Here is a 26,597-nt window from a genome sequence, read left to right on the forward strand (position 1 = left end):
CGCGGTTTGCCCGCACCGGACGTCTTTTCGTTCATTACGAGGATTGTGAAGAATCACATTCCAGATGGTATGAAAAAAGAGGTGCAAACAGTGAGCAGCCTGCATGTAAACAAAGCGCTAAATAATAATGTAATTATTGCACAGCATCCTGAACATGGAGAAGTCGTCGTCATCGGTAAAGGCATAGGCTTTAACCGGAAAACGGGTGACATCATTCCCTTGATGGCTGTGGAGAAGATGTTTATTTTGAAAAACCAGCAGGAGCAAGAGCAGTACAAACAGCTTCTTCCGCAAGTGGATGAGGCATTGATCGAGATTATTAACGAAGTCATTACGTATATTGCTGAGCGTACGGATGTTCCGCTTAACGAACATATTCATATTGCATTGACCGATCATATTTCCTTTGCACTTAAACGCAAAGAACAGGGCATTGTGATCCAAAATCCGTTTCTATATGAAACACGTGAGATCTACCCCGAAGAATATCGAATGGGAGATTACGCCGTTCGCCTTATTAAGGAAAAGCTCGGTGTCGATCTGGGTATGGATGAAATTGGTTTTATTGCACTCCATATCTACAGTGCCATGACCAATCAGAACATATCCCAAGTACGCGAGCATTCCCAGCTGATTACCGATTTGGTGGGAATCGTAACGGACCAATTGGATTATTCGTTTGAGACGGAGTCACTGGACTATTCGCGTTTGCTTACGCATCTTCGCTTTGCATTGGAACGTGTGCGACGGGGGGATAAGGTGGAAGAGCTTCATAAGCTGGATTCCCTGCTCAAGTTGGAGTACCCTGAAATGTACTCGCTTGCATGGAAGCTGACCAAAGTGATGGAGCGAAGATTGAATCTGCCGGTTTATCCAGCAGAGGTTGGTTATCTGACCATCCATCTCCAACGGCTCAATCAAAGGAAAGAAGAAGAGGGAAAGTGAAATATTCCCACGGCTGGAATTGCGTCCGAACAATTTTAGTGTAAAGGCTTGCACTGTTTTTGAAGTGATGCTACAATGGTGTCCGTAATCAAGCAACTGAATAAAAAACATAAGCGACGTGTTACTGACTCGATCAGGCATGAGTTTCTAGAGTGTGATTGTTCTTACCTTATACAGGGTATGCTATACCCGAAGGTTGGTACAGTTAACTTTATTAGCTTATGCCTTTTTTGTTTTCCCTTGCTTGCATCACGACATACAGACATACACGAAAGGGTGAATACGACGCGATGTTTAAAAAGCTTTTTGGCGTCTTGCAAAGAGTAGGTAAAGCTCTTATGCTGCCTGTGGCCATTCTACCAGCGGCGGGCTTATTGCTCGGAATCGGTAATATGCTGGTGAATCCGGACTTTTTGCAATACGTAACGGCACTGGACACCCCTTGGGTGAACTCGATCGCGACGATCATGATGAACGCAGGTCAGATCGTATTTGACAATCTGGCATTGCTATTTGCTGTGGGGGTAGCCGTAGGGTTAGCCGGAGGCGAAGGCGTGGCAGGTCTTGCGGCCATCATTGGTTATCTGGTAATGAACGTCACTTTGGGTACTGCTGTCGGTGTAACGCCAGCAATGATCGGTGAAGTACCGGGTTATGCCAGCATTTTGGGGATTCCAACACTGAGTACCGGTGTGTTCGGAGGTATCATTATTGGTATTGCCGCAGCACTATGTTACAACCGGTTCTTCAAAATCGAACTGCCGTCTTACCTTGGATTCTTTGCAGGTAAACGTTTTGTTCCGATTATTACTTCGGTTGTTTCCCTTTTGCTCGGATTACTGCTGGTGGTCATCTGGCCACCGATTCAAAATGGACTGAATGCTGTATCTCATTTCATGGTAGATACGAGTCCGACGCTCTCGGCATTCATTTTCGGAGTCGTGGAACGGTCCCTTATTCCGTTTGGACTCCACCACATTTTCTACTCTCCATTCTGGTTTGAATTCGGTGAGTATGTGAACAAGGCTGGAGACGTTATTCGTGGGGACCAGCAGATCTTCTTCAACCAATTGCGTGATGGTGTAAACCTCACGGCGGGAACCTTCCAAGTGGGTAAATTCCCGTTCATGATGTTCGGTTTGCCAGCTGCGGCGCTTGCGATGTACCATGAAGCAAGACCGGAGCACAAAAAGTATGTTGCAGGGATCATGGGTTCAGCTGCGCTGACCTCGTTCCTTACCGGGATTACAGAGCCACTTGAATTTTCATTCCTGTTTGTGGCACCAGTCCTGTTTGCAGTACACTGTATCTTCGCAGGTTTGTCTTTCATGACAATGCAAATTCTGGGTGTCAAAATCGGGATGACGTTCTCCGGTGGATTCATTGACTTCCTGATTTTCGGGATTATCCCGAACCGCACACCATGGTGGGACGTTATTATCGTCGGTTTGATTCTTGCCGTGATCTACTACTTCGGATTCCGAATGATCATTCGCAAGTTCAATCTCAAAACACCAGGTCGCGAAGAAGCAACACCTGAAACAAGCTCGGGTGGAGGATCAGGTTCAACTGACGATCTGCCACACAATATTCTGGAAGCCTTTGGTGGACAGCAGAATATCAAACACCTGGATGCATGTATCACTCGTTTGCGGATTGAAGTAAATGAGAAATCCAATGTAAATAAAGATCGTTTGAAACAATTAGGTGCATCTGGCGTGCTTGAAGTGGGTAATAATGTACAGGCCATTTTCGGTACACGTTCAGATACAATCAAGTCCCAAATGCAGGACATCATTGCAGGACGCACCCCGGCACCAGCACCAGCTGCTGATGTTAAACCTGCTCCTGAAGAGGAGAAGGCAGCGGGAGCAGAAGGCGAACGCATTATTGCTGAAGATATCGTCATGCCGGTCAACGGTGAATTGATGGATATCACTAACGTACCTGATCCGGTCTTTGCTGAGAAAATGACAGGTGACGGTTTCGCTGTGCTGCCGCATAATGGCAAAATTACTTCGCCAGTGTATGGTAAAGTGTTTAACGTATTTCCTAGCAAGCATGCTGTCGGCATTATGTCTGACGGAGGCAAGGAAGTACTGGTTCATATAGGTGTCAACACGGTGAAATTGAAAGGTCAAGGTTTCAACGTGCTTGTGCAGGAAGGTGACCTGGTATCGGCAGGTCAACCGATTATGGAAGTGGATCTGGAGTATGTGAAAGCTAACGCTCCATCCATTATCTCGCCAGTGATTTTCACTAACCTGCCAGAGGGCTCCACGGTGACCCTGAAGAAGAGTGGAGTACTGAAAATTGGCGATCAGCCAATCATTGAGATAAAATAAGAAGTGTTCCGATAATGGCAAGCAAGTGTAAATATATGCAATGCCTAAATTAAACTACTTGAAAGTGAGATGATTGTAATGCAACAAACATTCAGAATTACAGACGAAGATGGTATCCACGCACGTCCGGCGACAGCCCTGGTTAATACAGCTAACAAATTCAAAGGTGCAGAATCCTTTGCAGAAGCTAACGGTAAAAAAGTAACACTGAAATCCATCCTGGGCGTTCTGTCCCTTGGTCTGGAACAAGGCGACACCATCAGCATCATCGTTGAAGGCGAAGGCGAAGCTGAAGCTCTTCAAGCTCTGACTGACGTTATGGTTAACGAAGGGCTGGGCGAAATTAATGCTTAATGTTTCCGGGATCGCGGCTTCGGCGGGTATTGCTATCGCCAAGGCGTTTATCTTGGAGCATCCTGATTACTCTGTAGAAAAACGCCAAATCAACGACGTTGACGCAGAGATCGCGAAACTCGACTCAGCACTGGGCAAGTCCCAGTCTGAGCTTGAGGCGATCAAAGAGCGTACTTTACAAGAGCTTGGCGAGAAGAAAGCTGAAATCTTTGCTTCCCATTTGCTCATTCTGAATGACCCGGAACTGATTGATCCGGTAAAAGCAAAAATTGCTGATGAAAAAGTGAATGCAGAATTTGCACTCAACGAAACAGCATCGCAATTTATCTCCATGTTCGAAAACATGAAGAGTGCTTACCTGCAGGAACGTGCTGCAGATATGCGTGACGTAACCAAACGTGTGCTGAATCACTTGCTTGGTATCGACTTCATGAGTCCGGCTGAGATTAGCGAAGAAGTGATTGTGCTGGCGGAGGATCTGACGCCTTCCGATACAGCTCAATTGAACCGTCAATATGTTAAAGGCTTTGCAACCAACATTGGCGGACGTACTTCCCACTCTGCAATCATGGCTCGTTCTCTTGAAATCCCGGCTGTTGTGGGAACCAAAGACATTCTGGCTCAAGCTAAACAAGGCGATATGATTATCGTTGATGGCCTGGACGGTCATGTTCTGGTTAACCCAACAGATGAGGTCATTGCTGAGTATCGTTCCAAACAGGAACAATATGATGCACAACGTGCCGAGTGGAGAAAATTGCGTGACGAACCAACTGTAACGGTGGATAACGTTCATGTGGAACTGGCAGCCAACATTGGTACGCCGAATGACGTTACCGGTGTTCTGGAGAACGGTGGAGAGGCTGTAGGCCTGTACCGTACCGAGTTCTTGTACATGGGCAGAGACAAACTTCCTTCCGAGGATATTCAGTACAATGCTTACAAAGCCGTACTTGAAAAAATGGAAGGCAAACCAGTCGTTGTTCGTACACTCGATATCGGTGGAGACAAGGAGCTTCCATATCTGGATCTGCCAAAAGAAATGAATCCATTCCTTGGTTTCCGTGCAGTTCGTCTGTGTCTGGACCGTCTGGATATTTTCCGTACACAATTGCGTGCATTGCTGCGTGCAAGCGTACATGGCAACCTGCGTGTCATGTTCCCAATGATCGCAACACTGGGTGAATTCCGTGAAGCGAAAGCGGTCCTGCTCGAAGAGAAGGAAAAGCTGGTAGCTGAAGGGATTGCTGTTTCTGACAGCATTCAACTGGGTATCATGGTCGAAATTCCTTCGACTGCGGTTCTAGCGGATCAATTTGCCAAAGAGGTTGATTTCTTCAGTATCGGAACGAACGATCTGATTCAATACACCATGGCAGCTGACCGTATGAACGAGCGTGTATCCTATCTGTACCAACCATACAACCCTGCTATTCTGCGTCTGGTGAAAATGGTCATCGATGCAGCACATCGCGAAGGTAAATGGGTTGGTATGTGTGGAGAGATGGCGGGAGACGAAACAGCAATTCCGTTGCTGCTTGGTCTCGGACTGGATGAGTTCAGCATGAGCGCAACATCCATCCTGCCAGCTCGTAGCCAGATCACCAAGCTGTCCCGTGCGGACATGCAGGAACTGGCTGCTAAAGCTCTGGACATGCAAACTGCTGAGCAAGTGGTTGAATTGGTTCAAAGCATCAAAGCGTAATTTTGCGAGGGTTTTCCTCCGGATTTTAAGGTCTTTTCTTTTTCCGATGAATGGGCTGCAGGAATGCAGCGATATTGCCGGTATCTGCGAACAGCGGATGCCGGCTTTTTTTGCGGGCTAATGTGGGATCATAAGGAATAAAGAAAGAGAGCGTTCGCGCGTAGGAGGCAGCGACATCAGCAAATAAAAAAACGGCTTCAGCTGACGTTAAAACATCAGCTGGAGCCGTTAGTTGAATGGCTGGGTATTAACTGCACGCGCAGTTCAATACAGGTTTACGTGCTGCTGTGGTCTCATCCAGACGGGTAACCGGCGTCCCATAAGGTGCATTGAGTACCAGTTCAGGTGTCTCTTCTGCTTCCTTGGCAATACGAATCATCGTATCGATAAAGCCATCCAGCGTTTCTTTGCTCTCTGTTTCCGTTGGTTCAATCATGATACATTCCTCTACGTTGAGCGGGAAGTAGACGGTTGGTGGATGATACCCGAAATCAAGCAGTCGTTTGGCTACATCCAATGTTCTTACACCATATTGCTTCAGGCCCCGGCCAGACATGACAAATTCATGCTTACATACGCCTGGGTACGGAATTTCGTAATAAGGTGCAAGACGTGCCATCATATAGTTTGCATTGAGTACGGCACATTCGGATACCCGGCGCAAGCCTTCAGGTCCATACGTACGAATGTAGGCATAGGCGCGTACCAAGATACCGAAGTTGCCGTAATACGCTTTGACCCGACCAATCGATTGATCTCCTTCCCGATCCAGGGCGTATTGTCCCTGATCGTTCTTGATCACCATCGGTTTCGGCAGGAACGGAATCAGACGATTTTTTACGCCGACGGGTCCCGCACCAGGACCACCTCCGCCATGCGGAGTACTCATCGTTTTGTGCAAGTTCAGATGTACGACATCGAAGCCCATGTCCCCAGGACGGGTGATACCCATAATGGCATTGGAGTTGGCTCCGTCATAATAGAGAAGGCCACCGGCTTGATGCACGATGGAGGCAATCTCCTGAATGTCCTTTTCAAACAATCCCAGGGTATTTGGGTTGGTCAGCATCAAGGCTGCAGTATCGGAACCTACCGCTGCACGCAGTGCATCCAGATCGACCAGACCGTCCGCACGGGATGGAATGGTTATTGTCTCGAAGCCAGCCACGGTTGCACTTGCCGGGTTGGTGCCGTGTGAAGAATCCGGGACAATGACTTTGGTCCGCTGTTCACCACGACCTTCGTGATAGGCACGAATCATCATGAGTCCGGTCCATTCACCATGTGCACCAGCAGCTGGTTGCAGGGTCACCGCGTCCATGCCAGTCAGACCTGCAAGGTCGTTTTGCAACGTGTAGAGCAACTCAAGTGCACCTTGAATACTGGATTCAGGCTGATACGGATGGATTTTGGCAAAACCATTGTAGCGAGCAACATCCTCGTTAATCTTCGGATTATACTTCATCGTACAAGATCCGAGTGGATAGAATCCGTTATCTACCCCGAAGTTCCGGCGGGAAAGGGCAGTATAGTGACGAATGACATCTACTTCAAATACCTCAGGCAGTGCAGCTGCTTCCGAACGCAGCATTTCCCGGGGAATCAAGCTCGCGGGATCTTGACGCGGAACATCGCATTCAGGCAGGGAGTAAGCGACACGACCCGGGCTGCTCAGTTCAAAGATCAGTGATTGCTCTGGAGCAGGCGATGCTGCTTGTGTCATTTGTTGCGTGCTGGTTTCGGCTTGGGAAGGAGCTGCCGTTTCCGGCTGTCCTTGGATGGTTGTCATTTCCTGAGTCACAGCGATCCCTCCAATACACGTGCGAATTCGTCAATCTCTTCCTTGCTGCGCCGTTCCGTAACAGCGACCAGCATATGTCCGGCAAGCTCCGGATAATCCCGTCCAAGTTCATATCCTCCGATGAAACCGGCATCCAGCAGCTTCAACTGAAGGGCATCGACGTCTGTCCCTTCTGGTAGCTGAATGACAAACTCATTGAATGTGGGTGCTTTAAAGGTCAGGCTGACTCCAGGAATTGCTGTCAGTGCTTGAAGAGCATAATGACTCTTTTGCAAATTCAGGTCAGCCACATCAATCATGCCCTGTCTTCCCATAGTAGACATATACACCGAAGCGCTTAGGGCAAGCAATGCCTGGTTGGAGCAAATATTGGATGTCGCCTTTTCGCGGCGGATATGCTGTTCACGTGCTTGGAGCGTCAGTACAAAACCACGTTTTCCGTTGCGATCCGTTGTCTGGCCAACGATTCGGCCCGGAATCCGGCGCATATGAGCCTGGGATACAGCGAAATATCCACATGTCGGACCACCGAGCGAAGCGGAGATGCCAAGGGGCTGTGCATCACCGACAACGATGTCAGCACCCAGCTTGCCTGGAGCTTCGAGCATACCAAGCGCCAGCGGGTTTGCGCTGACCACGAGCAGACCCTTGTGCGCATGCGCGAGGTCTGCAGCCTGTTTTACATTTTCCACGGCACCGAAGAAGTTCGGACTCTGGATCATGACAGCTGCGGTATCATCCGATACGGCGGCTTGAAGGGCATCCCAATCGGTCACCCCGTTCTGATAACCAATCTCGACAATCTCCAAATTCAGACCATGGGCGTAAGCCTTCAACACTTGACGGGCTTCAGGATGAACGGTGCGGGAGACGATTAGCTGTTTGCGGCGAGTTGCCGCTGCGGCCAGATTCCCTGCTTCTGCAAATGCGGTCGCGCCATCATACATGCTCGCATTGGCTACAGCCATGCCAGTCAGTTCACAGATATACGATTGAAATTCGAAGATCGCCTGGAGCTCGCCCTGACTGATTTCGGGCTGATATGGCGTATAGGCGGTATAGAACTCGGAACGGGAAATGACGTGATTAATCACGGAAGGGATATGATGATCGTATATGCCTGCGCCCAGGAAACTGGCGTGTGTCTCAAAATTGGCATTGGCGCCAGCCTGCTTCGACATGTGGCGTGTCAGCGCGTATTCATCCAGTTTGGAGGAGACCGGCAGCTCGCCTTGATAACGAATCTCCTGCGGGATGTCATGGAACAGATCTTCAATCGTTTCCACACCGATGGTCGCGAGCATGGCGCTCTGATCCTGTTCAGTCATGGGAATGTAGCGGTGCTTGTTCATGCTTGATCAGCTCCTTGGGTAGGTGTCTTTGACGTACGTGTCCGTTTATGAAAAGGGGTCTTCACAACTTCGGCTTTCAGCTTTTTGCCACGAATCTCAATCTCGAGCGGGGTGCCGAGTGCAGCATATTGGCTGTTAATTAGGGCGAGCCCCAGATTGCGCTTCAGCGTAGGGGACTGTGTACCGGTTGTTACTTCCCCGATCTGCACGCCTTCCACGTAGATGGGATAGTGGGGACGTGGAATCCCGCGCTCCAGTACTTCAATGCCGACCAGTTTACGGGAAGGTCCACCATTCTTTTGCTGCAATAGTGCTTCGTGTCCGATAAAAGGTCCGGCATTCAGCTTCACAAACATGCCAACGCCTGCTTCCAGCGGTGAAATGGTCGGCGATAGTTCCTGTCCGTAGAGGGGCAGCTTCGCTTCGAATCGAAGTGTATCCCGTGCACCAAGTCCAGCCGGAACCAGACCGTGATCAGCGCCAGCCTCCATTAATCCGTTCCAGACCGCAGCGGCCTGATCTGCCTGTACGTATAGTTCGAAGCCGTCTTCTCCGGTATAACCGGTGCGGGACAGCAGCAGTTTTACACCACAGACCTCAGCATTCTGTACAAAACGAAAAGGCTCGATTATGGATACGTCAGTATCTGTAACTTTTCCGATGATGTCTGTAGCAAGCGGGCCCTGTAGAGCCAGGAGGGCTGTTTCCGCGGAGTCATTCGTCATGCTCACCCCAGGAACCATGTGTTCTTGCAGCCAGGCCCAGTCCTGATCAATATTAGAGGCATTCACGACGAGCATATAATGCTGATCTTCCAGCTTGTATACGAGCAGATCGTCCACTACGCCACCGTCCGGGTAACACATTAACGTGTATTGTGCCTGGCCAGGAACCAGTGAAGTCACGTCGTTGGTCGTCAGTTTCTGCAAAAATGCTTCGGCCTGTTCACCCTGTACCGTGAATTCACCCATGTGGGATACATCGAACAGTCCGGCCCGTTCTCGCACCGCTTCATGTTCCTTCTGAATCCCACTGAATTGAACCGGAAGCTCCCAGCCTCCAAAATCGATGCACCGTACACCTTCATATTGCTGATAAAGTGGATAGAGTGGAGTTCTAAGCAAATCGGACATCAAATCACCTCGTTATGGCCGCTACTGGGCCGAGTGTATAACATGAATGATTCTTTTCTTGAATAAGTATGGTTAAGGCAGCTGACGACAGCGCCGGCTCGATCCTGACTTTCGTTTTTTTGGGAAAAAGGAAAAGGACAGGCCAAAGAACCGGCATGCCAGAAGCACGCTGTATTCTTAGGCTCTGTCCTTGGTACCTGAGAGTTACCCCGCCAATAGGTTGCAGCAGGTTTCCCCTTGGGTGATCATAACGCCCATACCGGGCGAATAGATGCTCTCCAGAGTTGCGTCCCGTAAAAGTCCTTTTGCCTGAGAGATTCACCTCCCGCTTGTCGGGTGGTTTACTCCTTCGGCGTTACCGCGTGCATCCAAGAGTTGGGCGTCACGGGTAATCTCTCCCTTTACATTCATCCGCGGGTGATGCACACAACGATTAACATTTACTCTCTCATTAAAACGTGAATCCACTATCGATGTCAAGAACGATATCACAGAAATTAATAAAAAACCGAATAATATTTAGTGATCTCAATTTATTGTTCGTGTATATAAAAAGAGTGCGCTTACTATTCTAATATTACCCATTATATGTAGAGTGAGGGTGTTTGCGTTACAGGCTGTAATCATCAAAAATCAAATAATTTGTGAGGTATCTTGACATTTCAATCAAAAATATCTTACGCTATGTTCTGGGAAAAAGGGTTGGCCGAAGGGACGCATGCACTCATTAATGAAAAGCGAGGCGGATATCGATGAGCGAATTGAAAAGTGATTTCCTGTACAGTGAAGAGCACGAGTGGGTGCAAACCGTAGGGGAGGATACTGTACGGATCGGCATTACCGAGTTCGCGCAGCATCAGCTGGGTGACATTGTGTTTGTGGAATTGCCTGACCTTGAATCGGATGTAAAAGCGGAAGACAGCATTGGTACGATTGAATCCGTGAAGACGGTTTCGGATTTGTTTTCTCCGGTAAGCGGTTCGATTATTGCTGTGAATGAAGCACTGCAGGATGCACCTGAACTCGTCAACAGTTCGCCTTACGAAGAAGGCTGGATGATTGAGATTCGTGTTGAAGGTGATTTGACAGCAGCGTTGTCTAAACTGATGAATGCTGATGCATATCGTAAGCACACCGAGGAGTAGAATGTATTTGCACTAAATAACCTTTATTAATCTAAGATTTTTTCATACGTTGGACGGTCGTGCACGTCTTCAGAGCCTGTGTGAGCCTTGGTGCTCATGCAGGCTTTTTCGTGTTCCCAAGGACAGGCTTGTTGCCATATGAGACACTTGAACAGGATGGAATAAGGCTGAATCGCACATGCTATATTATTGAATTTAGTACCGTAAATGATATAAGACACATACGAAAAAAGCCAAGTATATCAATGGTTAGAACCCTCTCATCATCATAAAAACGATTACATAAACACAATGTTGTCATCAATGATCATGACGAAAGTACGCTTTCATTTCGTTGAACCGGAGACCAATCTGGCTTAGGATAACAGCAGGGGAGAAATGATACCCCTTTCATAAATGATAACTACTTGATCCGAGGAGGATAATACAATGAGTAACTTGGACCAAACGTCCAATTCCAAAGGCGGTCTCCGGGTAGGCGTTCAGCGTTTTGGCCGATTCCTAAGCGGCATGGTTATGCCGAATATGGGTGCATTTATTGCCTGGGGGCTAATTACGGCCATGTTTATCAAAACAGGCTGGTTCCCTAACGAAACGATTGCAACGTTAGTAGATCCGATGATCAAATATTTGCTGCCACTGCTTATCGGTTACACTGGAGGTACGATGGTGCATGGCCAGCGTGGTGGTGTCATTGGTGCCATCATGACTATAGGGGTTATCGTCGGCAGTGACATTCCGATGTTCCTGGGTGCCATGATAGCCGGACCACTGGCTGCATGGATCATCAAAAAGTTCGATAAAGCCGTTGAAGGCAAGATCAAAGCAGGGTTCGAGATGTTGGTTAATAACTTCTCAGCCGGTATTATCGGTGGTATCCTGGCGATCATTGCACTGCTGGGTATCGGACCTGCTGTAGAAGGAATTAGCACCGTATTATCGGCTGGTGTACAGGGGCTGATGAATCTGGGATTGCTCCCACTCGTCAACCTGATCATTGAACCAGGGAAGGTATTGTTCCTGAACAATGCAATCAACCACGGCATTCTAACACCGATTGCAACAGATCAAGCGAGAGAATTGGGTCAATCCGTATTATACATGCTTGAATCGAACCCGGGTCCCGGACTTGGTATCCTGCTGGCTTACTGCTTCTTCGGTCGTGGAACAGCAAGATCTTCCGCACCGGGTGCGGTTATCATCCACTTCTTCGGGGGAATTCATGAAATTTATTTCCCTTACATTCTGATGAAACCGATTCTGATTCTTGCGGCAATCGCAGGCGGCGTGGCAGGTACAGCAACCTTCATGCTTACCGGAGCCGGACTGGTCTCAGCACCTTCACCGGGTAGTATCATTGCATATTCCCTGTTAACGCCAAAAGGTGGATATCTGCCGATGCTCGCCGGGGTGGCTGTGGCTGCTATCGTATCCTTCCTGGTTGCAGCACTGCTGCTGAAAACAGGTAAGCAAAAAGAAGAAGATCTGGAGTCTGCAGCGAATCGCATGAAAGACATGAAGAGCCAAGGCAATACAGCGAATGCTGCTATTACAGCAGATAATCGTGAAGCAGACAGAGCCGCGGATTTGGCTTCTTCAACTGTGAAAGCAAAAACCGATGTGAAGAAAATCGTCTTCTCCTGTGATGCAGGTATGGGTTCAAGTGCCATGGGGGCTTCCATTCTTCGCAAGAAGATGAAAGCTGAAGGGATTGACGTTGCGGTAACCAACACGGCAATCAGTGATATCCCGCAGGACGCAGACGTTGTTATTACGCAGAAGACATTGACGGACCGTGCCCGCAGCGTGGCACCGAACGCAGAACATATATCCATCGACAACTTCCTAAAAAGCCCGGAATACGATGCGCTCGTTGAACGCCTGAAATAACAGGTTGCGATCGTTTTCCCTGAGCCGGAGGCTTGAGATATGAGTATTACGAAAAGACAGCGTGAAATTGTGGAGTTCCTGTTGGAACATCCGCAGGAAGTAACCGCCGGCGACATTGCAATTGCGGTCAAAGTCAGTACACGAACCGTCCATCGGGAGCTTCAGATGATTGAGAAGTGGCTTGAACCCTTTGGCATGAAATTGGAAAAAAAATCAGGAACCGGGGTCCGCATAGACCCTGGTTCCGATGATTTGGCTTCACTGCGTGAGCAGCTGGAGCTGAACGAATATGTGGAGTTTACGCCCGAAGAGCGTAAACTCTTCATGCTTTGTATTTTGCTGGATGAGGCGGAGCCTGTAAAACTGCTGGCGCTTGCATCGGATCTGAGAGTAACGGTCTCGACCGTGAGCAATGATCTGGATGAACTGGAACCCCGGATTCGTCAAGCAGGCCTGAAGCTGGTTCGCAGGCGAGGATACGGAGTGAAGATCAATGGCAGTGAAACGGCCTATCGCGCAGCAATCGCAGGACTTGCGCTTGAATATCTGGATGAATCTGATCTGTTCGGAAGGCAACCTGACCAGGGAATTTCCAAGGTGAACCAGAAGCTGCTGGGCATGATTGGCCATCGTGATGTACTGACGGTCGAGAATGCGTTATGGCAGCCGGATGTTGACTGGCTCGAAAATATTCCGGAGCGACAGTATACCAAATTGCTTATTCAACTGTCCGTTGCGCTGGTGCGCATTCGCAAGGGGTTTACCGTCGGACGCATTCCTTCTTCGGATAAAAAAGCGGTTTACCCTTCTACGGGAGATCAAAGCGTGCCTGAATACATGGCTGCGAGACTATGCAGCGTGCTCTCTGATCAGCTTGGCATTTCGTTTGCCAAGGAAGAACAGAGCTATTTACACAAATTATTAATTGAAACCGAGCAGCTTATTCACTCCACACGCTTACTGCCTGTTGACGATCTGGTACTGCTGGACATGGTTCGTTCCCTGATGGATCAGATGCAGGGGAGAACGGGCTATGCATTCCAGGAGGATCGTCTTCTGCGGGAAGGGCTGATTGCCCATATGCAGCCGGTGATGGAGCGGATTGGAGGCAGGCAAAGCATACGTAACCCACTGCTTCAGCAGATTCGCAAGGATTACGATTCGTTGTTCGGGGATGTGAAGAACGCGGTGCATGACGCATGGCCGGATACGGACGTGCCGGATGAGGAAATTGGATTCCTGGTCATGCATTTTGGCGCTTCGATCGAGCGATTACGTGTGCTGAAGCGCGAGATTCGGGCCATTATCGTGTGCACAAGCGGAATTGGCTCATCCCGTATGCTTTCCAGCCGGTTGTCCAAGGAGATTCCGGAGATCCGGATTGTGGACAGTGCATCATGGTATGAGGCTGCACGGATCCCCGAAGAGGACTATGACCTCATTTTATCCACAGTCGATCTGCCGATGGAACCGCATCAGTATTACAAGGTGAGTCCCTTGTTAACAGCGGAAGAAAGTGAACGTTTGCGTCTGTACATTCAAAATACGACGCTGCAGCGGGTACAAGTTAAGTATGGAGAGAGTAAAGCAAGTGCAAAGGCAAAGGCACCTGACCGCCATGCTGATCCGTCGGGGCTTGATGCCACACTCATTGAAATCGTTAGAATCACGGGCAAGTTTCAGGTGTTTCCACTGGATAACCGCAAGATGGGCTTTTATGAAACGGCTTTTGCCATGTGCAAGGTACTGCAGGAATCCGGGGTGCTGAAGGACCCGGAAGAAATCGCCAGGCTGCTTGAAGCTCGGGAAAAGGTGGGCAGCCAGAAAATTCCGGATACATCACTCGCGCTGTTTCATACCCGCAGTGATGGTATTTATAGGCCGTCCATCAGCCTGTTTCAATTATCAGAGCCGCTGCTTGTAACGACGGAGGACCCGGTTGGCGTCAGCCATATCCTTCTGATGGTTGGACCGAGGGAGTTATCCCGGGAGAGCCTGGAGGTGCTAAGCGAGATCAGTGCATTGTTACTGCAGGATGAGATGATTACACTGCTGGAAAAGGGAATCCGGGATGATCTTATTCATTATCTGTCCCGGGAATTGGTTGGATTTTATCGAAGTAAAACCGAAATTGGAGGTTAATAAACATGAGCATACTTACAACAGACAAAGTGGTTATGAACGCAACGGCACAAGACAAATATGAGGCTATTCGCATGGCAGGACAGATTCTGAAAGACGCAGGACACATTACTGCCGATTATATCGACAAGATGCTTGAGCGTGAGGAGATCGTATCGACTTACGTGGGCAATGGACTTGCCATTCCACACGGAACGAAAGAATCCAAATCGTTCATTCTGTCCACAGGCATTTCGGTGATTCAGTTTCCGCAAGGTGTAGATTTTGGGGATGAAAAAGCCTACATGGTGATCGGTATCGCCGCTCAGGGCGGTGAGCACATGGAGATTCTGACCAGCATTGCGGTCATTTGTGCGGAAGATGAGAACATGGAAGCACTTCGTTATGCCAAAACGGCCGAAGAAATCATTACCATTCTCGAAAGTGAAATGGAACTATGAGAGCCCTTCATTTCGGAGCAGGTAATATCGGACGCGGGTTCATCGGATTAATCCTGTCACGGGCAGGTTATAATGTCATCTTCTCGGATGTGAACCAGGAGTTGGTCAAGGCATTACAGGAGCGTGGACAGTATACGGTCGAATTGGCAAACGAAACAAAAGATATGGAAACGGTCAAAGGGGTAGGTGCCATTGATGGAACGCAGCTGGAGACGGTTGCCCGGAACGTTGCAGAGGCAGATCTCGTTACGACCGCAGTCGGAGTGGGCATACTGAAACATATTGCACCAGGCATTGCCAAGGGGCTTGAGGCAAGATTAAATTCAGGTTCGGTGCAGAAACCACTTCACATCATTGCATGTGAGAATGCCATTGGAGCCAGCACACAGCTGAAAGAGCATGTGTATGCTCTGTTGGAAGAACCCGTTAAGGCTATTGCTGATCAATATGTGTATTTCCCTGACTCCGCAGTAGACCGGATTGTTCCAATCCAGCATCACGAAGACTCGCTGCATGTTCAGGTTGAACCTTTTTATGAGTGGGTTGTGGACCGTTCACAGATGGCGCCTGCATTCCTTCCGATTGAAGGTGTACTCTATGTGGATGACCTTGAGCCTTATATCGAGCGGAAGCTGTTTACCGTCAATACGGGACATTGCTGCGCTGCATATCTCGGTTACGTGAACGGGTATGATACGATTCAGAAGGTGATTGCAGACGACAAAGTGAAATCTCTTGTCTATGGTGCATTGCAGGAAACAGGTGAGGTTCTTGTGAAACGGTTTGGTTTCGACCCCGAAGATCATCAGAAGTATATAAATAAAATTTTGGAGCGGTTTGTAAACCCGCATCTCACCGATGAAGTCACCCGGGTAGGTCGTTCGCCGCTGCGGAAGCTTTCTCCCAACGACCGTCTGGTTCGTCCGGCGCTACAGGCACATGACTATGGAATGGGCACGACGAACCTGGCAAGAGGCATGGCGGCAGCCTGCAAATTCGATGTGCAGGATGATCCGGAGGCAGCAGAGCTTCAGGATATGATCAAACAAAAGGGCATTGCTGCAGCACTTAGTCACTACACAGCCATGGATGAGCAGCACCCTGTGCTCAAGCAGGCTGTAGAACATTATCATCAAATGTAACCGATAAAGAGATACCTTATATAGCGATGGACGTGGCGCATGATCAAACCCATTGCAAAACAAGAGCCTCACAGGAGTTAACTGTGAGGCTCTTGTTGGTGTTCGGTCTGATTTTTATAGGTCTCCAGACATCGCTGACAGATGCACGATTTACGCCGCTGCTCTGCCGGAATGCGGTCAAACACACCTTCGGGAAACTCGGCATGGTTACACCAGCATTCCGAATGGGGACGGCCAGCCGCATAGGAGCAGCCATTGGCCTCCCCGCACAGAGGGCATAAGAGCACATTGGTCGGGAAGTCATTGGTCCCTGTCTTCTTGGTGTGTGAATTGGAACTTCCGCTCATGGCACGCCTACTTTCTCCATATCGTCATACTTCATAGTATAACAGGGCTGGCCCTATTCTTCAGGTGGCAATTCAATCGTTAGCCCTTCGACATGTTTACGTCCCATTAATTTGCGCTTCTTCCGATTCTCCTTCGTCTCCAGTACAATATCCAAATCATAGTCATCGCCTGGATACAGCTCATCTGCAGATATATGAAGTGTGAGGCGTTTCTTGTGAATTTTGACTTTCCGCCCGCGCAGCATTACCCCGATATTTCCGCGGCTGTCTTCCACGTCACAGACGATTCCTGACTGGTTGAGATAGGCTGCGTATACACGATCCCCTTTTCGAAATTTTTTCGCTGGGGGAACTGACTTTGTATCTTCAACCTGCAGGGATGGATTTCCAGCTTCAGTCGTTTCCGGGGAATGTACTTTCTTCTCCGTCCTCTGTGCAGCTGCGGATTTCGGTAATGGCTCAAGGACAGAACTCTCTGTTGATATTGGTTTCACTATCGGAATGATGGAGCTCATGCTGTTGATAGGACTCTTCGATATGCCCTGGTCCGATATGGACTGGGAACGATCAATAATGCGCTGTGGCATCCCCAGCTTCAAGGCGATGGAATAGGCGTAGCTCTCCCCTGCTTCACCGATACGCAAACGGTAAAGGGGCTGCAGCGTAGCCGTATCGAATTCCATCCGTGCATTTTCAAATCCTGGAGCGGCTGCAGCAAAATGCTTGATTTCCCCAAAGTGAGTGGTAGCCACTACGGTCGCTCCGCGGCTGTGCAGTTCCTCCAGCATGGCGATGGAAAGACCGACCCCTTCTCCCGGGTCTGTTCCGGATGCCATCTCATCAATCAGCACAAGGGTGGATGCATCAGCCTGCTCCAGAATGCCGATCATGTTGCGGATATGAGCTGAAAAGGTGCTGAGTGCCTGTTCCAAACTTTGTCCGTCTCCGATATCGACAGCCACTTCATGATATACGGCCATCTCGCCGCCTTCACCCACAGGAACGAGCAGACCGGACTGCATCATCAGGGTGAGCAACCCCAATGTTTTGAGCGCTACCGTTTTACCGCCTGTATTTGGCCCTGTAATGATAAGTGAGGAATAATCCCTTCCGATGGCAAAATCAAGCGGAATCATGGAGGCGCCCATCAGAGGATGGCGCGCCTGCTGAAGCGTAATTCGGCCCGATGTATTTACCTGGACCGTACGTCCATCCATGGTTGCCGCGTATTTCGCTTTGGCAAACAGGAAATCAAGGACACCTACCGTCTCGGTATTCAGCGCAATCTCGCGGTTATAGGATTCTGCGAGCGACGTTAAATCACCCAGGATTTTCATTTCTTCTCTGGATTCCTCGGCTTGCAGTGAAGCGAGTTCCATCTGCAGTCCCACCAGTTCCGCGGGTTCAATATAAACGGTTTGCCCGCTCCCTGATTCATCCAGGACGCTGCCTTTCACCTGCTTGCGGAATTCTTTCTTAATGGGTAATACCGTTCTTCCGCCGCGCTGGCTGATTACGTTCTCCTGCATAATGGACCGGTGCTTGCTCACGAGAGAATCCAGCTTGCGCTTCATTCGTTCCTCGTTCACGGTCATCTTTTTCCGGATACGTGTCAGTTCCTTGCTCGCCTGATCCTGAATTCTGCCGCTGTAAATGCAGCGTTCGATCTCGCTTAACAGGGATTCCATCCGCATCATGGATGCAGCATACCGGCTTACCGTAGGAGCTGCTTCGGATTTGCCCTCCATGTATTTCATTAATTGTGCACAGCTTCGCAGAAACTGGGCAAGTTGAGTGAAGTCTCGTTCACTAAACAGATAACCGGTACCGAGCAGATCCATAATGGTCTCCATACCGTCAAGCGAAGGGATGGGAACACTGGCCCCGTAACGGATGAGAGCAGAGGCCTCTTCTGTTTCAGCGAGGCGCATCTGGATCAGCCCGGGGTCCACCATGGGTTTCATTTCTTTCGCGTAACGTTTGCCCAGATAAGAAAGGGCGCAGGAAGCGACGTTGTTTTGAATTTGATGATAGCCCAGTGTATTCATTGTGTTTTCATTCATGCTAGATCTCTCCTCGGATTTTGAATTTGTAACTTCGGTTGTAACTCAGAATCTATTCCTGAAAACGCAAAAAGGGCGGAGAATGAACAAACGTCATTCTCCGCCCTGCATGTAGGGGAAAGCAGAGTCCATGATAGGTCTATACAAAAAAATCCACGCTGAACACAGCGCGGAAATAGACCCCGACAAGTACAATCCCGGAGGCGATTTATGATATCCGCTGTTCTTAACTAAGTACAGGGTTATGGCGCATCAAGAAATACACGTATGCCATAAGGCACAAGCGCACATGAAAGGCCAAACTCCTGAATATGAAACTTGATTAGTTAAGAACGCTCACCGACATCAAAATCTCTCCTTCGAATTGAGGAATATGCCTCCACTATAAACTGGAAATGGCCCCAAAGTCAATCTTAAGAATAAATAGTGGACTTGAATAAGATTGGGTTTTAAAATAACAATAGTAAATTAATCCAATGAAAGCGATATTATACAGATGGATATGCATTCCATCAGGCATTCAAATAGGCAGATTCTATACAAAGGAGGATGCTCACATTGCCTAAATATTTGCTGCGTTTGCTCTGTTTTACCATGATTCTCGGAGCCCTTCCAGTCATCGTCATTGGTTCCGTTTCCTATTCGATCGCTTCACGTGACATTGAACAAAAAGTACGTGAGAGCAATCTGCAGATTTTGCATCAAACCCAAATGCGGGTAGAACAGGTTTTACGCAGCCTGCAATTGTCATCCATCCAGTATGTGAATTCTCCCTTGGTGCTGCAAGCCATGAAGAAGCCGCTGGACAGCTCCGAGTTTCAGGAAATACGTGATCTCACGTCTGGATTCAACAACCTGCAAGCGGTTACAAATATAGATCAGGCCTATCTGGTTAACCTGGATCAAGACTGGGTGGTCTCCATGAGGTCCTTTGGAAAGTTGGATGATTTCAGTATCCGGGACCGTATCGGCTCCTATCTCACCTATGCGAACAGTCTGTTCTGGGTGACCCAGAATAAAAATTCATCCACAGAAAGCGTACCGGCTTCAGCAGGGGTATCCGAGGGTTCACAGGAACAGATGCCCACACTCATTTCATCGGATGATGTTGTCAGCATGGTATTTAAAATTCCTATGGTACCGACGAATGTTAGTCCAAAGGGATTTCTCGTGATTGATATCGCTGATGCGGAGATTAGCACGTTTCTGAGCCAAAATCCGAACACCGGGGATATGTATGTACTGGACCGGGATCAGAACTTTTTTCTGAACGAGAATGGGCAAGAGGAGAAATATGCTGCCTTGAATGAGGAAATTCAGGCTAAGGTGGAAACGAGCAATCAGGCAGAGGGCTTCTTTAACGCTGAGGTGGAAGGAAACCCGGTGGCTGTAAGCTACAGGAAATCACCACTCAATGGGTGGCTGTATGTATCAGTGGTATCTCTTGGACAGATCACTGCCCAATCGCAGAAAATTGCAGTTGTTACCGGAGTGGCTACACTGGTCATGCTATGTGTAACCGGGTTGTTCGCGATATACGGAAGCCGGCGGATGTATTCTCCCATTTCCAGGCTGCTGCAGTTTACGAAAGGGCTGGATTCTCCGGCCTTGCAGACAGGCCGTCGTCAGGATGAATTTATTTATATTGAGGAGCGTTTATCCACACTGTTCAGCTCGGAAAAAACGCTGCGGGAGCAGATGAAGGGACAGCATGTTCATCTGGAGGAATTTTTCATGACCAAACTGCTGACCGGAAAAATCTCGGAAGAGGATTTCAGATATCAGGGAGAACGTTATGATTTCCCGTCAGACTGGTCGAGTCTTGGTGTGCTTACACTTCAGATTGATACACTCGAAGGAACAAGGTACGAAGAACAGGACAGGGATCTGCTGCTGTTTGCCGTTAACAATATGGTTGGGGAGCTTCTGCCTGCGGAATTGCGCTTCACCCCGGTTATGATTGATGATGCACAAGTGACGGTTCTGGCTTCAAAGCTGAATGATGAGCTGCAGCTCAAGGAATGGATGCACACCCAGGCGGAATGGATCAGGGAACGCGTAGTCACCTATCTCAATTTGCCCGTAAGTATCGGCATAAGCCGTTCCTATTTTGCCATCGGAGATACACCTAGGGCGTATCAGGAGAGCCGGGAGGCGCTGCAGGGCAGGGTGAGCCTGGGAAGCCGTATCATTTTGCATTATGAAGATATCCAGCCGCGAGGCCAGACCGAGGCAGCCTTATATACACAGCTCAGAATGATTGAGGATCAGCTGGCCTCTGCCTTGAAACAAGGCGATGAAGAGAAAACCGATATGTATTTTTCACAGTATCTGGGGCTGCTCGCTGACAAGAAACTGCATTTTAGTGAATATCCCGTCATTATGGTTCAGCTTCTGTCTCGTGTGTACCAGCTTGTGCAGGAACAGGGAGGGGATGTGGCCGAAGTGCTTGGTGAGAAGGCATCCATGGCTCAGCTGCTGAAGCTCTCCACCCTTGATGAAATGACGAACTGGTTCCGTAAACGGTTATTTGTACCCGTCATTCGTTTCTGGCGGGAGCAGGAAGAATCACAGTATATGAACATTGCCCGGCGGATGATCCGATTAATCGAGGAACGCTATGACCGTGAACTGTCATTGGAAGCCTGTGCGGAAGAGCTGAATTTCCATCCTGTTTATTTAAGCCGGGTATTCAAGAAGGAAGCCGGCGTGAATTTCACAGAATATCTGGCAGAGTATCGAATGGAAAAAGCCAAGACCTGGCTTCAGACAACCAACCTCAAAATATCGGAAATTGCCGAGAAACTAAATTACACCAACCCCACTGCCTTTATCCGAACGTTTCGTAAAATTACGGGAACAACTCCCGGCAAGTACCGGGAACAGCAGCGGTAAAACAAAGCCTGCTCTGCCTGCCATGGCGGGCAGGCTTTTTTTATGTTTGTACACCCTGCTGGCCACGCTCCATCGTCCCGGGTTAAGACAGGATTATAGAGGTTAAAACGAGTGCATCCGCGCCTGAGATTCCAACGGGGGTAGTGTCGTAAACCCTTGCCTGGAAAGGAAAAACAAGAAGCTAAAACCGGACGATAGCCAGTGATCCGTTTATCCTCCACAATGAAGGCATGAGTTCAGGAATTGAACTTTTGTAATCGTTTCCAATGTGGGGAGGAAAACACTATGAAAGCCGAAACGACGGCTCGGACACGGCCCGCTGCCCGCAGTGACAAAAACCTGCTGTGGAGGGACGTTATTAAAAACCGGTGGCTCTACATCATGTTGATACCGGGAGTGCTTTACTTTGTTATTTTCAAATATATACCCATGTATGGCATTACGATGGCTTTTCAGGATTACACACCGTACAAAGGCATTTTGGGGAGTGACTGGGTAGGACTCAAGCATTTTCAGCGTTTCTTCGGGGAGCCGCAGTTCTGGACCCTGTTCCGGAATACGTTTTTGCTGGCGATCTATAATCTGGTCTTCTTCTTCCCCCTGCCCATCGTGCTGGCACTGATGCTGAATGAAGTGCGCCGTGAGCGCTTCAAGCGTTTTGTACAGACGCTGGTCTATGTTCCGCACTTTGTATCATGGGTTGTGGTCGTCGGGGTGTTCTATATGCTGTTTACTACGGAGGGCGGCGCCATCAACGAATTGCTGTACAGTTTGACGGGGCAAAAGATTGCGTTCCTGCTGGAGCCAGGCTGGTTCCGTTCCATGATTGTCGGACAATCCATCTGGAAAGAGGTGGGCTGGGGCACGATTATTTTCCTCGCGGCACTTTCCGGTGTAGACACGCAGCTCTATGAAGCTGCGCGGATTGATGGAGCCAACCGCTGGCGCCAGACTTGGCATATTACGCTGCCTGCCATCCGCAGTACGATCGTGATTTTGCTCATTCTTCGTCTGGGCAACTTCCTGGATACAGGATTTGAACAGATCTTCCTGATGCTGACGCCAACCAACCGGGATGTGGGTGAGGTATTTGATACCTATGTATACACCAAAGGTCTGACGCAGGCACAGTACAGCTACAGTGCTGCTGTCGGCTTGTTCAAGTCGGTTGTTGGGCTGGCGCTTGTACTGGGTGCCAACAAGCTGGCCAAAAAATTCGGGGAGGAAGGCGTCTACTGACATGAGCAAGCAGACGTCTTCACCAGACAGGAGTGAACATTAAGATGCAACAGGATAAAACGTGGGGCAACCGAATCTTCGATATCGTCAATCATGGTTTGCTGCTGTTGATCGGAATCGTGACCGTCATTCCGTTTATCTACATTCTGGCTGTTTCGTTTACCAGCCCGCATGAGGTGGCGAAGGGAGGATTCATCCTTTTCCCCAAAGAATTCTCCCTGGCGGCCTATCGCTACATTTTCTCGACAGATACACTGATTCGAAGTCTCGGAGTCTCGATCTACATTACTGTGGTCGGTACATTGATTAACTTGTTATTCACGTCACTGATGGCGTATCCGCTATCCAGAAGATATCTGCGAGGACGGCAGCCGATTCTGCTCGGCGTACTGTTCACCATGCTGTTCAGCGGAGGCATGATTCCCACCTATTTCGTGGTTAAATCGCTGCATCTGACCGATACGTTATGGTCCCTGATGCTGCCTACCGCCATCAGTGCATTCAACCTGATCGTACTCAAGAACTTTTTCCAGGCCATTCCGGATGAGCTGGAGGATGCTGCCAAAATAGACGGCTGTAATGATGTCGGCGTTCTGTTCCGTATTGTACTGCCTTTGTCGATGCCGGCAATGGCCACGTTCTCCCTGTTCTATGCAGTCGCTCACTGGAACAGCTTCTTCAACGCCGTCATCTACATCAATGACAGCGAGAAGTGGCCGGTTCAAGTATGGCTTCGTGAGATTGTCATTCTGGCTCAGAGCCGGATTGGTGACACGAGTATTGAGGAGACGGAGATTCAGCCGCTGACCATTCGCATGGCTGTCATTGTATTCTCAACCATTCCGATCATGCTTGTGTATCCATTCCTGCAAAAGCATTTTGCCAAAGGAGTGATGCTGGGGTCTGTGAAAGGTTGAGATTGGTGATTGAATGGATGGTTGCAATGCAATATGCAGCATGCGGAATCAGCAATGTATAAAAGGGGAGGTTTTCATTTGATGAGAGGAACAAAAAAGAAAGCTCTGGCTGTCCTGAGCACACTTGCACTGGTAACGGGATTGCTGGCTGGATGCGGATCGGATGAGGGTCAGGCTGCCGAAGGCGGCGTACAGAACATCTCCATTGCGATTGCACAGGTAGGTGATGTGCCGGGTAAAGGAAATGAGGTCCAGCAAAAAATCGAAGCCTTTACCAATACCAAGCTCGATATTCAGTGGATTCCCGCTTCGGCGTACAATGACAAAATTAATGTCATGATCGCTTCCAGCGATATGCCGAAGATCGTCAAAGTGCAGTACAACCCGACAGTAACAAGTGCCATGCGTAACGATGTGTTTTGGGAGATCGGGCCCCTGCTCAAGGATTATAAAAATCTGTCCGCCCAGAACGAGCGCTTCTTCAACAACATCAAGGTAGACGGAAAAGTCTATGGCGTGCCGGTGTTCTCTGATATTGCACGGGCGACGGTCATTTACCGCAAAGACTGGTTCGATAAGCTGAATCTCAAGGTACCGACCACGCCGGATGAATGGTATGAAACAATCAAAACCCTGGCGACTTCCGATCCGGATGGAGATGGGCAGGATAACACGTTCGGTCTGATGCTGTTCAAAAAATATAATGAAGATCAATATTCCTTCACAACGCGTCTTGGCGTAAGCTTCGGTGCACCGAACAAGTGGAAGGTTGAGGATGATGGCAGCTTCACACCGGAGTTCATGACGCCGGAATACATGCAGGTGCTGGATCTGCTGAAACGGTTGTATGATGAGAAGCTGCTGAATCAGGACTTTGCCGTTTTTGATTCCACGGAAGCGGAGAAAAAGTATGACTCCGGCGTTGTCGGCATGCGTGTCGGCGTGGCGCAGAACGGTAAGAGTCAGCAGGAGCGTCTCTCCAAGAATGACCCGGATGGGGTGGTTGACATTGCAGGTTTGCTTGGAGCGAACGGCGACCGTGTTGCGGGCCAGACAGGCAACTCCGGCATATTGGCCTTTCCTAAAGCAACCGTGAAATCCGAAGAGGAGCTGAAAAGCCTGCTGAGCTTTTTGGATAAGTTGATGGAACCGGAGATGGCAACACTGCTCATGCGTGGAATAGAAGACAAACATTACACCAAAGTGGGCGAGGATGAAGTGGAAATGAGCGATTTCGATGCGTTCCAGCGTGAGGTGAAGCCATATCGTGACAATCTGCCATACGTTGAAGGTTACAATGTGCCGAAATTGAAGGATACCGAGCTGGGTGTAAAAGGAACCGAGCTTGCCAAAGAGCTGGCCGAACATGCCGTTCCAAACCCTGCGCTTACGTTATACTCGCCGACCTATGGTGATCGCGGGGCTGATCTGGATCAGATGATTGCCGATGCGCAAACCAAATACATCATGGGCAAGATTGATGAAAATGGCTGGAAACAGGAGATTGAGAACTGGGCTAATGCGGGCGGAACGAAGATTCGCGAGGAATACGCAGAAGATTACAAAAAACAGGCTCAATAAGCGAGCGGATGCGGAGGGTATCGATGAAGGAAACCTTGCAGTTCACACCGGTACGAATGGCCGATCAATTCATGGAAAGTTACCGCAATCATCAGCTGTACCCCACCTGGCATTATGAGAACGGCTGCCTGCTGAAGGCGCTGGAAGAACTGTATCATCGTACGGGGGAAGCCAAGTATTACGAATACATCCGGGAGCTGATGGATCACTTTATTCAGGAGGACGGCACGATACGCTCGTATAACGTTGAGGAGTACAATCTGGACCAGATTAATCAGGGGAAATCCTTATTCTTCCTAATGGACCAAACAGGTGAAGCGAAATATCGCAAGGCAGCAGACCTGCTCATGGTTCAGCTCAAAGGGCAGCCGCGAACGAGTGAAGGTGGTTTCTGGCACAAGAAGATCTATCCTTTTCAGATGTGGCTGGATGGGTTGTATATGGCGACTCCGTTTCTCACGCAGTATGGGGCAGTAATGGGCGAAGAAAAGTGGTTTGACCGGGCAGCTCTGCAGCTGCTGCTGGTGGAGAAGCATACCCGTGATCCGCGCAGCGGTTTGCTGTATCATGCCTGGGATGAAAGCAGGGAGCAGCGCTGGAGTTCGGGAGAAACCGGCTGTTCTCCCCATGTCTGGAGCCGGGCCATGGGTTGGTACGTAATGGCCGTGGTGGATACACTGGATCATCTGCCAGTAGATCATGAACAGCGCGGCCAGATTGTCGGCATATTCGAACGCGTGGCGAATGCACTTGTGCATGTACAGAATCAACAGACAGGGCTCTGGCCTCATCTGCTCGATCAGCCGGGACGTGAGCGCAATTATCTCGAAGCGTCGGGTACATCCATGTTTGTATACGCGCTGGCCAAAGGTGTACGCAAAGGTTACCTGAGCGGTAAATTCAAGGAGATCGCAGATAAAGGATACCAGGGGCTGCTGCAGCACTTGCTGCAAACGGACCGTGAAGGTGTACTGTCGCTGACCCAGTGCAATGGTGGTGCAGGTCTTGGGGGAAGTCCGTATCGTGATGGGTCGTACGAATATTATGTAACCGAGTCGATCCGAATCAATGATCCGAAATCGGTTGCCCCGTTTATTCTGGCAGGTGTGGAGATGGAGCTGGCTTAACGCTGGTTCTTTTCTTCAGACAGAATTATGATAG

The 26,597-nt window shown here is 49.2% G+C and carries 19 protein-coding genes and 2 riboswitches; of the genes, 14 read left to right on the forward strand and 5 right to left on the reverse strand.

Annotated features, from left to right (window positions below; all coding sequences use genetic code 11):
- Nucleotides 1–90: 90 nt before the first annotated feature.
- The 4 genes from glcT to ptsP all read left to right on the forward strand — a co-directional run bounded on the left by glcT (nt 91) and on the right by ptsP (nt 5,349).
- Nucleotides 91–945, forward strand: coding sequence for a glucose PTS transporter transcription antiterminator GlcT (gene glcT, locus ABIC22_RS16105; RefSeq protein ID WP_127538661.1), 855 nt, complete (start codon nt 91–93; stop codon nt 943–945).
- 290 nt (nt 946–1,235) lie between these two features.
- A complete protein-coding gene (gene ptsG / locus ABIC22_RS16110) occupies nt 1,236–3,290 on the forward strand; it encodes a glucose-specific PTS transporter subunit IIBC (protein ID WP_354482122.1) in 2,055 nt (684 codons plus the stop codon).
- A 78-nt stretch (nt 3,291–3,368) separates the two neighbouring features.
- Nucleotides 3,369–3,644: an HPr family phosphocarrier protein gene (locus ABIC22_RS16115; RefSeq protein WP_036617010.1), complete on the forward strand. Its 276-nt coding sequence runs from the start codon at nt 3,369–3,371 to the stop codon at nt 3,642–3,644.
- Nucleotides 3,637–5,349, forward strand: a complete 1,713-nt coding sequence (gene ptsP, locus ABIC22_RS16120; protein ID WP_095289546.1) for a phosphoenolpyruvate--protein phosphotransferase — start codon at nt 3,637–3,639, stop codon at nt 5,347–5,349. The genes ABIC22_RS16115 and ptsP overlap by 8 nt, the downstream gene beginning before the upstream one ends.
- 247 nt (nt 5,350–5,596) lie before the next feature.
- On the opposite strand, the gene gcvPB is transcribed toward ptsP, so the two are convergent.
- The 3 genes from gcvPB to gcvT all read right to left on the reverse strand — a co-directional run bounded on the left by gcvPB (nt 5,597) and on the right by gcvT (nt 9,635).
- Complete coding sequence (gene gcvPB, locus ABIC22_RS16125) at nt 5,597–7,072, reverse strand: aminomethyl-transferring glycine dehydrogenase subunit GcvPB (RefSeq protein ID WP_127538855.1); 1,476 nt, start codon at nt 7,070–7,072, stop codon at nt 5,597–5,599.
- Between the two features lie 74 nt (nt 7,073–7,146).
- Nucleotides 7,147–8,502, reverse strand: coding sequence for an aminomethyl-transferring glycine dehydrogenase subunit GcvPA (gene gcvPA / locus ABIC22_RS16130; protein WP_354482126.1), 1,356 nt, complete (start codon nt 8,500–8,502; stop codon nt 7,147–7,149).
- On the reverse strand, nt 8,499–9,635 hold the full coding sequence (gene gcvT, locus ABIC22_RS16135; RefSeq protein WP_354482129.1) for a glycine cleavage system aminomethyltransferase GcvT: 1,137 nt from the start codon (nt 9,633–9,635) through the stop codon (nt 8,499–8,501). The genes gcvPA and gcvT overlap by 4 nt, the downstream gene beginning before the upstream one ends.
- A 182-nt stretch (nt 9,636–9,817) precedes the next feature.
- Nucleotides 9,818–9,919: riboswitch (glycine riboswitch) on the reverse strand.
- Between the two features lie 3 nt (nt 9,920–9,922).
- Nucleotides 9,923–10,046, reverse strand: a riboswitch (glycine riboswitch).
- 341 nt (nt 10,047–10,387) lie between these two features.
- On the opposite strand from gcvT, the gene gcvH reads away from it, so the two are divergent.
- The 5 genes from gcvH (at nt 10,388) to ABIC22_RS16160 (ending at nt 16,394) form a co-directional block, all read left to right on the forward strand.
- Nucleotides 10,388–10,780 carry a glycine cleavage system protein GcvH gene (gcvH, locus tag ABIC22_RS16140; RefSeq protein WP_095289549.1) on the forward strand — a complete coding sequence of 131 codons (393 nt, stop codon included), beginning with the start codon at nt 10,388–10,390 and terminating at the stop codon, nt 10,778–10,780.
- Nucleotides 10,781–11,209: 429 nt separating this feature from the next.
- The gene (locus ABIC22_RS16145; RefSeq protein ID WP_336780301.1) at nt 11,210–12,670 is read left to right on the forward strand and encodes a PTS mannitol transporter subunit IIBC; all 1,461 of its coding nucleotides are present in this window, start codon (nt 11,210–11,212) and stop codon (nt 12,668–12,670) included.
- A 39-nt stretch (nt 12,671–12,709) separates the two neighbouring features.
- Complete coding sequence (locus ABIC22_RS16150) at nt 12,710–14,812, forward strand: BglG family transcription antiterminator (RefSeq protein ID WP_354482133.1); 2,103 nt, start codon at nt 12,710–12,712, stop codon at nt 14,810–14,812.
- Nucleotides 14,813–14,817: 5 nt separating this feature from the next.
- Entirely contained in the window at nt 14,818–15,252 is a 435-nt protein-coding gene (locus tag ABIC22_RS16155; RefSeq protein WP_095359756.1) for a PTS mannitol transporter subunit IIA, read from the forward strand.
- Complete coding sequence (locus ABIC22_RS16160; RefSeq protein WP_354482136.1) at nt 15,249–16,394, forward strand: mannitol-1-phosphate 5-dehydrogenase; 1,146 nt, start codon at nt 15,249–15,251, stop codon at nt 16,392–16,394. The genes ABIC22_RS16155 and ABIC22_RS16160 overlap by 4 nt, the downstream gene beginning before the upstream one ends.
- A gap of 77 nt (nt 16,395–16,471) precedes the next feature.
- Here the strand turns inward: ABIC22_RS16160 and ABIC22_RS16165 are convergent, their stop codons facing one another.
- Both ABIC22_RS16165 and ABIC22_RS16170 read right to left on the reverse strand, forming a co-directional pair.
- Nucleotides 16,472–16,741, reverse strand: a complete 270-nt coding sequence (locus ABIC22_RS16165; protein WP_354482139.1) for a cysteine-rich CWC family protein — start codon at nt 16,739–16,741, stop codon at nt 16,472–16,474.
- 53 nt (nt 16,742–16,794) lie between these two features.
- Nucleotides 16,795–18,804, reverse strand: coding sequence for an endonuclease MutS2 (locus ABIC22_RS16170; protein WP_354482142.1), 2,010 nt, complete (start codon nt 18,802–18,804; stop codon nt 16,795–16,797).
- 558 nt (nt 18,805–19,362) lie between these two features.
- On the opposite strand from ABIC22_RS16170, the gene ABIC22_RS16175 reads away from it, so the two are divergent.
- The 5 genes from ABIC22_RS16175 (at nt 19,363) to ABIC22_RS16195 (ending at nt 26,563) form a co-directional block, all read left to right on the forward strand.
- Nucleotides 19,363–21,699 (forward strand): helix-turn-helix domain-containing protein, encoded by a 2,337-nt coding sequence (locus ABIC22_RS16175; RefSeq protein WP_336780305.1) that lies wholly within the window; start codon nt 19,363–19,365, stop codon nt 21,697–21,699.
- Between the two features lie 285 nt (nt 21,700–21,984).
- The gene (locus tag ABIC22_RS16180; protein WP_095289557.1) at nt 21,985–22,938 is read left to right on the forward strand and encodes an ABC transporter permease; all 954 of its coding nucleotides are present in this window, start codon (nt 21,985–21,987) and stop codon (nt 22,936–22,938) included.
- A 44-nt stretch (nt 22,939–22,982) separates the two neighbouring features.
- Nucleotides 22,983–23,855 carry a carbohydrate ABC transporter permease gene (locus ABIC22_RS16185; RefSeq protein WP_095289558.1) on the forward strand — a complete coding sequence of 291 codons (873 nt, stop codon included), beginning with the start codon at nt 22,983–22,985 and terminating at the stop codon, nt 23,853–23,855.
- Between the two features lie 81 nt (nt 23,856–23,936).
- Nucleotides 23,937–25,436, forward strand: coding sequence for an extracellular solute-binding protein (locus ABIC22_RS16190; RefSeq protein WP_354482145.1), 1,500 nt, complete (start codon nt 23,937–23,939; stop codon nt 25,434–25,436).
- Between the two features lie 23 nt (nt 25,437–25,459).
- Nucleotides 25,460–26,563 (forward strand): glycoside hydrolase family 88/105 protein, encoded by a 1,104-nt coding sequence (locus ABIC22_RS16195; RefSeq protein WP_354482149.1) that lies wholly within the window; start codon nt 25,460–25,462, stop codon nt 26,561–26,563.
- The last annotated feature ends 34 nt before the right edge of the window (nt 26,564–26,597 follow it).

The organism is Paenibacillus sp. PvP094 (assembly GCF_040546835.1).
Taxonomy (GTDB): Bacteria; Bacillota; Bacilli; order Paenibacillales; family Paenibacillaceae; genus Paenibacillus; species Paenibacillus illinoisensis.